Annotated in this window: 8 protein-coding genes; 4 read left to right on the top strand and 4 right to left on the bottom strand. The window is 67.1% G+C overall.

What is annotated here, in order from left to right:
- The 4 genes from WAZ62_RS17255 to WAZ62_RS17240 form a co-directional block, all read right to left on the bottom strand.
- The coding region (locus WAZ62_RS17255) for a transcription antitermination factor NusB (RefSeq protein WP_422644774.1) at positions 1-710 on the bottom strand (710 nt) is incomplete at its 3' end.
- Positions 707-1,582 carry a zinc metalloprotease HtpX gene (gene htpX, locus WAZ62_RS17250; protein ID WP_422644773.1) on the bottom strand — a complete coding sequence of 292 codons (876 nt, stop codon included), beginning with the start codon at positions 1,580-1,582 and terminating at the stop codon, positions 707-709. The genes htpX and WAZ62_RS17255, both read right to left, overlap by 4 nt.
- 74 nt (positions 1,583-1,656) lie before the next feature.
- Positions 1,657-2,526, bottom strand: coding sequence for a prephenate dehydratase (locus tag WAZ62_RS17245; protein WP_422644772.1), 870 nt, complete (start codon positions 2,524-2,526; stop codon positions 1,657-1,659).
- A complete protein-coding gene (locus tag WAZ62_RS17240; protein ID WP_422644771.1) occupies positions 2,527-3,267 on the bottom strand; it encodes a 3-deoxy-manno-octulosonate cytidylyltransferase in 741 nt (246 codons plus the stop codon).
- Between the two features lie 205 nt (positions 3,268-3,472).
- Here WAZ62_RS17240 and WAZ62_RS17235 point away from each other — a divergent pair, with 205 nt between their 5' ends.
- The 4 genes from WAZ62_RS17235 to WAZ62_RS17220 are packed head-to-tail and all read left to right on the top strand — an operon-like array spanning position 3,473 to position 8,843.
- A complete protein-coding gene (locus WAZ62_RS17235) occupies positions 3,473-4,024 on the top strand; it encodes a c-type cytochrome (protein ID WP_422644770.1) in 552 nt (183 codons plus the stop codon).
- 25 nt (positions 4,025-4,049) lie between these two features.
- A complete protein-coding gene (locus WAZ62_RS17230) occupies positions 4,050-5,879 on the top strand; it encodes an extracellular solute-binding protein (RefSeq protein ID WP_422644769.1) in 1,830 nt (609 codons plus the stop codon).
- A 37-nt stretch (positions 5,880-5,916) separates the two neighbouring features.
- Positions 5,917-7,740 (top strand): extracellular solute-binding protein, encoded by a 1,824-nt coding sequence (locus tag WAZ62_RS17225; protein WP_422644768.1) that lies wholly within the window; start codon positions 5,917-5,919, stop codon positions 7,738-7,740.
- Positions 7,740-8,843 (top strand): microcin C ABC transporter permease YejB, encoded by a 1,104-nt coding sequence (locus WAZ62_RS17220; protein WP_422644767.1) that lies wholly within the window; start codon positions 7,740-7,742, stop codon positions 8,841-8,843. Before WAZ62_RS17225 ends, WAZ62_RS17220 begins: the two co-directional genes overlap by 1 nt.
- Position 8,844 lies beyond the last annotated feature (1 nt).

Genomic DNA, 8,844 nt, shown 5'->3' with positions numbered 1-8,844 from the left:
GCGGCATCCTGCACCCACCAGGCGCCTTCGGCGAAACCCGGCAGATCGGCGATGCGGCCCGCGCCCGTCAGACGAAGGGAGCCGGTCGGCAGCACCGTGGCGCCGAGCCGCGCCGCCCAGTCGGAAGGATCGAGCCCGGGCTTCAGGGTGAGGTCGAGCGGCGGCTCCAGCTGATGGGCGGCGGCGATGGCGACGGCGGTTTCCGCGCCGTAAGCCCGCGACCAACCATCGAACAGCCAGTCGGGGGTCGAGGCGCGGCCCCGGTCGAGGGCGCCGAGAATGGCCGCCTTTTCCCGCTCCATCCGGCGCAGCACGGCATTGGCGAGGCCCTTCAATTTGGCCAGCTTGCCGTCGACCAGTTCGACCGTGGCGCCGACGGCGGCATGGGCCGGCACGTCGAGGATAAGGAGCTGGGCGGCGCCAAGGGCGAGAATGGCCCGCAGCCGGTCCGGCAGATGGCTGCCCGGCCGGTCGAGGCAGCGGTCGAGGGCGGCCAGCAGAAAGCCCCAGGAGCGCACGGCGGCGGCGGCCAGGGCATGGGCGAAGGCCCGGTCCCGTGGCACCAGCCGGTCGAGCGCACCGGCCTGATCGACCGCCTCGTCCAGCGGCTGACCGCGAACGATCACCGCCTCGATGAGGCCGAGGGCGGCGAAACGCGCGGCGAGGCCGGCATGGGCCGCATGTGCGGCGGCCGATTCTTCAGTCGTCAACTCCAAGGCCCTGTCTGTCCCTTCTCGATCGCCATGCGGCGCAGTCGCTCGATCCGGTTTTCCATCCGCGGATGGGTGGTGAAGAGGCCATCCATAGCACGGCCATGCAGCGGGTTGACGATAAAGAGATGGGCGGTCGCGGGATGCGCCTCGGCGGCGCGGTTCTCCACCCGCTCCGCCCCGGCGGAGAGCCGCGCCAGGGCCGAAGCCAGCCACAGCGGCCGGCCGCAGATCTCGGCGCCGATCCGATCGGCCTCGTATTCCCGGCTGCGCGAAATGGCGAATTGCACCAGGGCCGCCGCCATCGGAGCGAAGAGCGCGACAAGGATGCCGCCAACCATGCCCATGCCGTTGTCCCGCTCGTCGTCCGAGCGGGCGGCGCCGAAGAACAGGGCGAAATTGGCCAGCATGCCGATGGCGCCGGCGATGGTCGCCGTGATCGTCATGGTCAGCGTGTCGCGGTTCTTCACATGGGCCAGTTCATGGGCCATCACCCCCGCCACTTCTTCCTCGCTGAGGAGTTCGAGCAGGCCGGTTGTGGCGGCGACGGCGGCGTGCCGGGGATCGCGGCCGGTGGCGAAGGCGTTGGGCTGAGGGTTGTCGATCACATAGACCCGGGGCATGGGCAGGCCGGCGTTATCCGCCAGCCGGCCGACGATGGCGTGAAGGCGTGGCGCCGCCTCTGCGTCGACCTCGCGCGCGCCATACATCGACAGCACCATCCTGTCGGAATTCCAGTAGGCGAAGGCATTCATGCCGAGCGCCAGCAGGAAGGCGATGACGAGGCCGCTCTGTCCCCCGACCAGCCAGCCGACGGCCAGGAACAGGCCGGTCATGGCGGCCAGCAGCAGGGCGGTACGCGCGAAACCCACGGGTGACTCCTCTATTGAAAGGGGCGGATCCGGACCCCGACTCATGTGGGCCCGGATCCGCCCCGATCAAGCGGTCAGACGCCGCCTTCCCGCTTGCGGAAGGGATGCGCCGGATAGCTGCCGAGGATTTTCACGTCGGTCGAGAAGAAGGCTAGTTCCTCGAAGGCGAGGCGAACCGAACGGTCGTCCGGGTGGCCCTCGATGTCGGCATAGAACTGGGTCGCGGTGAAGCTGCCGTTGATCTGGTAGGACTCGAGCTTAGTCATGTTGATGCCGTTGGTGGCGAAACCGCCCATCGCCTTGTAAAGCGCGGCCGGCACGTTGCGCACCCGGAAGACGAAGGTGGTGATGGCCGGCACGCCCGGCGCCGGATCATCCCGCTCGCGCGAGAGGATGATGAAGCGGGTCGTGTTGTGTTCGGCGTCCTCGATATTGGCGGCCACCGTGTCGAGGCCGTAGACATCGGCGGCAAGGCTCGACGCGATGGCCGCGACCGAGGGGTCCCCCCAGGCGGCGACATCGCGGGCGGCGCCCGCCGTGTCGTCATGGACGACCGGCGTCAGATGATGCTCCAACCAGAATTTCCGGCATTGGGCGAGCGCCATCTGGTGGCTGTGCACGGTCTTCAGCCCGGCCAGGGTCGCTCCCCTGGGCGCCAGCAGCTGATGGCGGATGCGCAGGAAATATTCCCCGACGATATAGAGGTTGGCGCCCGGCAGCAGCTGGTGAATGTCGGCGACGCGGCCGGCCAGCGTATTCTCGATCGGGATGACGCCGAAATCCGCCCGTCCGTCCTTGATCGCGCTCAGGGCTTCATCGAAGGTCGGGCAGGGCAGCGGCCGCGCCTGGGGAAAGAGTTCGCGCAGCGCCTGATGGGAAAAGGCGGCCGGCGCCCCCTGATAGGCGACGACCGCTGTACCGACGCGCGCGGGATCATAAGTCATTCAAACATGGCCTTCGATGATGGCGCGGGCCCGCGCCAGGTCTTCCGGCGTATCAACGCCGAGGGGCACCGTGTCGACGGCGACGACATCGATGCGCATGCCGGCTTCGAGCGCGCGCAACTGTTCCAGTTTCTCGCGCTGCTCCAGCGGCGAGGGTGGCAGACCGACGAAGCGGGCCAGGGCCTGGCGACGATAGGCATAAAGACCGATGTGGTGGAAATGGGCGCCGGCCCCGTAAGGCGCTGTCGCCCGGGTGAAATAGAGTGCGCGGCCGATACCGCTGTCGCCCGCCCAGGCGACCACGGCCTTCACCACATTGGGATTGGTCCGCTCTTCCTCGACGCGGATTTCCGCCGCCAGGGTCGCGATATCGACGGCGGGGTCGGCCATCGGGCGCAGCGCGGCGCGAATCACCGCAGGCTCGATCGTCGGCAGATCGCCCTGCACATTGACGACGAAGTCGGCCCGGCCCTCGGGGTCTGCCCGCTTCAGCGCCTCGAATATACGGTCGGAGCCGGACGGATGGGCGGGATCGGTCAGCACGGCGACGCCGCCCGCAGCCTCGACGGCGGCGACGATCTCGGCTTCGGCGGCGGCGACCACGACCGGACCCACGTCCGCCTCCATGGCCCGGCGCCAGACCTGCACGATCATCGGCACGCCGTCGATCAGGCTCAGGGGCTTGCCCGGCAGGCGCGTGGAGGCCATGCGGGCCGGAATGACGACGATCGAATTGCTCATGTTCAAGGCCGGTCCTACGGGGAAAGCCACCATTGGCAAGGCGCGCCACCTGCGGCAACATGACACGGCGAAGATCGCGCGTGTTGCCGTCAGTTTCCGAGGCGATAGCGCGACCTTATACGGGTTGCGCCTTTTGCTTGGAAGCGGCTAATCTCCGCGCGCCTGTCGGGGCACGTCTGTCCCGGACCGGAGGGGACGAGGGCATATGGATTCCTTCGAGATCAACAAGATTGCTGGCGCCGCCCTTGGTGGCGTGCTGGCGCTTCTGATTATCAGTAACGTCGGTGACGCCCTGGTGTCGCCGAAACATCTGGAAAAGCCGGTCTACGTCGTCGAAGGCGTGGAAGCCGAGGGTGCCGCCGCTGGCGGTGAAGCCGAGGCCGCCGCCGAGGCGCCGAAAGATCCGCCGGTCGAGCAGCTGCTCGCGTCCGCGTCGGTCGAGAACGGCCAGAAGCAGTTCGCGAAATGCGCCTCGTGCCATACGGTGGACAAGGGTGGTGCCGCCAAGGTCGGCCCGAACCTGTGGGGCGTCGTCGGCAACAAGCACGCGCATATGGAAGGCTTCGCCTATTCCGATGCGATGAAGGCCAAGCCCGGCCTGTGGGAGTTCGCCGCGCTCTATGAATTCCTGCGCAGCCCCAAGGATTATGTCCCGGGCACCAAGATGGGCTTCGCCGGTCTGAAGAAGCCGCAGGACCGCGCCGACCTGATCGCCTATCTGCGCGCCCAGGCCGATTCGCCGGTGCCGCTGCCCTGATCGGGCTTTTGACCAGCAGGGGACGATGATGATTTCACGTCGAAGCCTGCTGGCCACAATCGGGATGGCCCCCTTCGCGGGGGCCTTTTCGTTGCGCGCGGCACGAGCGCAGGCGGTGCCGATGCATGGCATCGCCATGCATGGCGACCTGAAATATCCGGCCGGATTTCCGCGCTTCGATTTCGTGCGCGCCGACGCGCCCGTGGGCGGCGAGATCCGCCAGGGCGTGCTCGGCAGCTTCGATTCGCTGAATCCCTTCATCGTGCTGGGCGATGCCGCCGCCGGATCGGGGTCGATCTACGACACGCTGACCACCCAGGCGCCGGACGAGCCCTTCTCGGAATACGGATTGCTGGCGGAAAGCATCACCGTCGCGCCCGACCGCTCCTTCGTCGAATACGACCTGCGCGGCGAGGCCCGGTTTCACGACGGTACGCCGGTGACGGCGGACGATGTCGTCTTCAGCTTCGAGACGCTGAAGACCAAGGGCCACCCCTTCTATCGCAGCTATTACGCCAATGTCGCCAAGGTCGAAACCTCGGGCAACGGCGGCGTCCGCTTCACCTTCGATACGACCGGCAACCGCGAACTGCCGCTGATCATGGGCCAGCTCGCGGTGCTGCCCCGTCATTACTGGGAAGGTCGGGACTTCACCCGGCCCTCGCTGGAGGTGCCGCTGGGCAGCGGCCCCTATCGAATCGGCGCGGTCGAGACGGGCCGCAGCCTGACCCTCGAGCGGGTGGCGGACTACTGGGGCGCGAAACTGCCGGTGAACATCGGCCGCAACAATTTCGCGCGCATGCGCTACGACTATTTCCGCGACGAGACGGCGAATATCGAAGCCTTCAAGGCCGGCGCCCTCGACGTCCGGATCGAGCGCGTGGCCCGGGTCTGGGCCACCGCCTATGACTTCCCGGCGGTGCGCGACGGCAAGGTCATGAAGCTGGAATTGCCGGACGAGACCCCGGCCGGCATGCAGGCCTTCGTCCTGAACACCCGCCGGCCGCTGCTGCGCGACGCGAAGGTGCGGCAGGCGATCGGCCTCGCCTTCGATTTCGAATGGTCGAACAAGGCGCTGTTTTACGGCGCCTATACCAGGACCCAGTCCTATTTCGCCAATTCGGAACTGGCGGCGACGGGCGAACCGGACGCGGCCGAACTCGCCCTGCTGGAGCCGTTCCGCGACCGGCTCCCGGCGGCGGTCTTCGGCCCGGCCTGGACCGCCCCGGTCAGCGACGGCACCGGCCAGGACCGCAAGCTGTTGCTCCAGGCCCGCAAGCTGCTGGCCGATGCCGGCTGCAAGATCGTCGACAAGAAGCTGGTCGGGCCTGACGGCACGCCCTTCACCCTCGAATTCCTGATGGATGACGTCACCTTCGAGCGGGTGACGACGCCCTTCATCGCCAATCTCGGCCTCCTCGGCATCACCGCCGGGATTCGCACCGTCGATCCGCCGCAATATGTCGACCGGGTGAACAATTTCGATTTCGATGTCGTCGTCGGCACCTTCCCGCAGTCCCTGTCGCCGGGCAACGAGCAGCGGGAATTCTGGGGCAGCAGCGCCGCCGACGAAAAGGGCAGCCGCAACCTGATCGGCATCAAGGATCCGGTGATCGACGCCCTGATCGACAAGGTGATCTTCGCCGGGGATCGCGCCGCCCTGGTCGCCGCCTGCCGCGCCCTCGACCGGGTGCTGTGCTGGGGCACCTATGTCGTGCCGCAATGGCACATCACCGCCGACCGGATCGCCGTCTGGAACCGCTTCGGCCGGCCTGACGTGAAGCCCCGCTATGCCTCGGGCTTTCCCGATACCTGGTGGTTCGACGAGGCGAAAGCGGCGGCGCTGAAGGGATAGGCTTCCCTGCGGCCAACGGCTTGCTATCATCCCCGCGATGTTCAGCCTGTCCCTTCGCCTGGCCCGCGCCGCGGCCGTCCTCCTGGTTGCCGCCGGCCCCGCGCTGGCCGATCCGAGGCCCGCTTTTTCGCCTTTCGGCGATGTGAAATACGCGGCCGGCTTTTCGCATTTCGATTATGTCGATCCCGGGGCCCCCAAGGGCGGGCGGCTGAGCCTTTCCGCCCTCGGCACCTTCGATTCGCTCAACCCCTATATCGTGCGCGGTGTCGCCGTCCAGGGCACCGAGCTGACCACCGACAGCCTGATGGTGGCGAGCAGCGACGAGCCCGATTCGTTCTATGGCCTGCTGGCCGAGAGCATCGATGTCGCCGCCGATTTTTCCACCGTCACCTTCCGCCTGCGCCCCGAGGCGCGATTCGCCGACGGCAGCCCGGTAACCTCGGCCGACGTGGCCGCGACCTGGCAGACCCTCCGCTACAAGGGCGATCCCAACTGGCGCCAGCGCCTCGGCGACATCGCCGGGGTCGATGCCCCCGACCCGGCGACCGTGCATGTCCGCTTCGCGATGAAGGGGCTGCGCACCCTGCCGGTCGCCATCGCGACCATGCCGGTGCTGCCCGCCGCCTATCTCGCCAGCCATGATCTCGACCAGCCGGGGCTGGAGCCCCTGCCCGGCTCCGGCCCTTACCGGGTGGCGGCGGTCGAGGCCGGGCGCGGCATCACCTACGAGCGGCGGGCGGATTACTGGGCGCGCGACCTGAACGTGAACCGGGGCCGTTACAATTTCGACCGCATCTCGATCGACTATTACCGCGACCGCGACATTGAATTCGAAGCCTTCAAGGCCGGCGCCACGGATTTCCGCGAGGAATTCACCTCGCGCCTGTGGGCGACCGGCTATGTCGGCCCGGCCTTCGACAAGGGCTTCGTGAAGCGCGGCGAAGTGGCGGACGAGCGGCCGACGGGCATCCAGGCCTTCTTCCTGAACCTGCGGCGCGAGAAGTTCCAGGACGTCCGCGTGCGCCGGGCGATCGGCCTCGCCTTCGATTTCGAATGGTCGAACAAGGCGCTGTTCTACGGCGCCTATTCGCGCATGGCCTCGATCTTCGAGAATTCGGTGCTGGCCGCCCATGGCTGGCCCAGCTCGGCCGAACTCGCCATCCTCGAGATGTACCGGGGCCAGATCCCCGACGCCGTCTTCGGCGGCCCCTACATGCCGGCGGCGACGGACGGCAGCGGCAATATCCGCGACCGGCTGAAGGCCGCGCGCGATCTTCTGGCCGCGGCGGGCTGGACCGTCAGCGAGGGCAAGCTGGTGAACGCCAGGGGCGAGTCCTTCGAGATCGAAGTATTGAGCGACGAGCCGGTGATGGCCCGCATCTTCCAGCCCTTCGTCCAGAATCTGCAACGGCTGGGCTTCGCCGCCCGCTATCGCGAGGTCGATCCGACCTCCTATCAGCTGCGCCGGCAGAATTTCGATTACGACGTGATTTCGCAGCGCTTCGCCCTCGGCGCCACCCCGACCACCGAACTCCGCGATCTCTGGGGCTCGGAAAACGCCGACGCGCCGGGCAGCCTGAACCTGTCCGGGATCAAGGACCCGGTGGTCGACATGCTGATCAGCCGGATGATCGGCGCCGAGAGCCGGCCGGACTACATGACCGCGGCCCATGCCCTCGACCGGGTGGTGATGTGGAACGACTACATCATCCCGCAATGGTACAAGAGCAGCCGCACCATCGCCTGGTGGGACCGTTTCGGCCAGCCGGCCACCGCGCCGGTCTACGACCTCGGCGTCGTCGACACCTGGTGGTTCGATCCCGCGCGCGGCGCCGCCATCGATGCCGGAAAGGCCCCCTGATGGGCATCTATCTGCTGCGCCGGCTGCTGCTGATCGTGCCGACGCTGTTCGGCATCATGCTGATCAATTTCCTGGTCATCCAGCTCGCCCCGGGCGGGCCGCTGGAACAGGTCATGGCGCGTTACACCTCGTCGGACAACGCGATGCAGGGCCGCCTGTCCTCGGGCGGGTCCGAGACGCTGGGTGGCGGCGGCGGCGTCACCGGCGGCGGGGGCGACAGCCGCTATCGCGGCGCCCGCGGCCTCGATCCCCAGTTCATCAAGGAGCTGGAGGTCCAGTTCGGTTACGACAAGTCGCTGGGCGAGCGTTTCCTGAAGATGGCCGGGGATTACCTGCGCTTCGACCTCGGCACCAGTTTCTTCCAGGCCCGGCCGGTGATCGACCTGATCCTCGACAAGCTGCCGGTCTCGATTTCCCTCGGCCTGTGGACGACGCTGATCGTCTATCTCATCTCGATCCCGCTCGGCATCGCCAAGGCGGTGCGGGACGGCAGCCGTTTCGACGTCTGGACCTCGGGCGTCATCGTCCTTGGCTATGCGGTGCCGGCCTTCCTGGTCGCCGTCCTGCTCATCGTCTTCTTCGCCGGCGGCAGCTTCTGGTCGATCTTTCCCTTGCGCGGTCTGGTCTCGGACAATTTCCACGAACTCGGCCTGTGGCGGAAGATCGGCGATTACGCCTGGCACATGACCCTGCCGATCCTGTCCATGGTGATCAGCGGTTTCGCCACCCTGACCCTGCTGACCAAGAATTCCTTCCTCGACGAGATCAACAAGCAATATGTCGTGACCGCGCGGGCCAAGGGCCTCGGCGAAAGCGCCATCCTGTACGCCCACGTCTTCCGCAACGCGATGCTGATCGTCATCGCCGGCTTTCCCGCCGCCTTCATCGGCATTCTCTTCACCTCGTCGCTGATGACCGAGGTGATCTTCTCCCTCGACGGGCTGGGACTTCTGGGTTTCCAGGCGGCGGAGAAGCGGGACTATCCGATCATCTTCGGCACGCTCTATCTCTTCTCGCTGATCGGGCTCATCACCAGCATCGTCTCGGATTTCACCTATACGCTGGTCGATCCCCGCATCGACTTCGAGCGGCGGGAAAACTGAC

Source organism: Zavarzinia sp. (genome assembly GCF_049306435.1).
Lineage (GTDB): Bacteria > Pseudomonadota > Alphaproteobacteria > Zavarziniales > Zavarziniaceae > Zavarzinia.
The sequence above is the reverse complement of the archived record's forward strand: the minus strand, read 5'-3'. Positions and strand labels throughout refer to the sequence as shown.